We start from the raw sequence: 1,072 nt of genomic DNA, 5'->3' as shown, positions 1-1,072 counted from the left end.
GAAGCTGACCCCGGATCACTCGATCGCCGAGTCCGAGGCTGCCGCGTTGCGGGCGTGGGACGGTTGCTCGCGGGTCGTGCAGGTGCTCGCCACCGAGGTTGCCGACGGCGCGATCCTGCTGGAAGGTGTCGATCCCGGCACGCAACTGCTGGAGGCGGCGGACGTCCCGTGGGCCGAGATCGGCGACCTGCTGACCCAGATCCACACGGTGACCCCGCCGCCGGGCTTCCCGACGCTGGAAGACCGGGTGACCTTCATGTACGGGCTCGCCGAGCGAGGTCTCCGCGGGTCGGTGGCCGAAGCGACGTTGCCGATCGAGACGCTCGACCGCGCGCGGCTGCGGGCGCTCGCCCTCGCAGCCGACGGGAGAGGGAACTCGATCGTGCACGGCGACCTGCATCCGGGCAACGTCCTCGACGGTGGGCCGGGCAGGGGAGCGGTCGCGATCGACCCGCGTCCGAGCGTCGGCGACCCGTCCTTCGACCTCGCCGACTGGGTCACGCTGCCGATGCGCGAGGGCGGCACGCTCGAAGACGGCTTCGACGCGATCGCGCCGCATCTGCCGGGTTTCGACGCCGAGCGGGTCCGCGCGTGGTGTGTCGCGCTCTCGCCGCTGTTCGTGATGCGCCCGCTCGAACGCGGTGAACGGACCCCGTTCGTCGAGGCGATGCTGTCATTCTGTCGGTGAACCCGAGTCCGCGATCGACGTGGGCAGGGCGGCTCATGGCCGCCTGACCGGCGTGGCGGGCAGACGCCGGCCCCGGGCACCGCTAGCGTCGTCCGCCGTGCGCTCCCATTCCTACGACGACGTGCTGTCCGGCCCGCGCAAGCGGAAGATCCCGGAGGTGCCTGCCGAGCCGGGGCTCGTGGTCGAAGACCCGGCCAGCGGGTTCTGCGGCGCCGTGGTGAAGATCGAGTACGGCAACGTGGTCCTCGAAGACCGGCACGGCAAGCATCGTGTCTTCCCGCTGAACCCCGCGGGCTTCCTGCTCGAAGGCAAACCGGTCACGCTGGTGCCTGCCAAGACTGCCCCGAAAGCCCCGGCCCGGCGGATCTCCGCGTCCGGGTCGGT

Annotated in this window: 2 protein-coding genes; both read left to right on the top strand. The window is 71.5% G+C overall.

What is annotated here, in order from left to right:
* Positions 1-688 (top strand): aminoglycoside phosphotransferase family protein (locus CFP71_RS42670; RefSeq protein ID WP_093939470.1); only part of this gene is annotated, 688 nt, incomplete at its 5' end.
* A gap of 97 nt (positions 689-785) precedes the next feature.
* Positions 786-1,072: DUF3097 family protein (locus tag CFP71_RS42665; protein ID WP_143267323.1), on the top strand; the 287-nt coding region annotated here is incomplete at its 3' end.

Origin of the sequence: Amycolatopsis thailandensis, from assembly GCF_002234405.1 — a bacterium.
GTDB lineage: Bacteria > Actinomycetota > Actinomycetes > Mycobacteriales > Pseudonocardiaceae > Amycolatopsis > Amycolatopsis thailandensis.
This window is presented reverse-complemented; position numbering and strand designations above follow the sequence as displayed.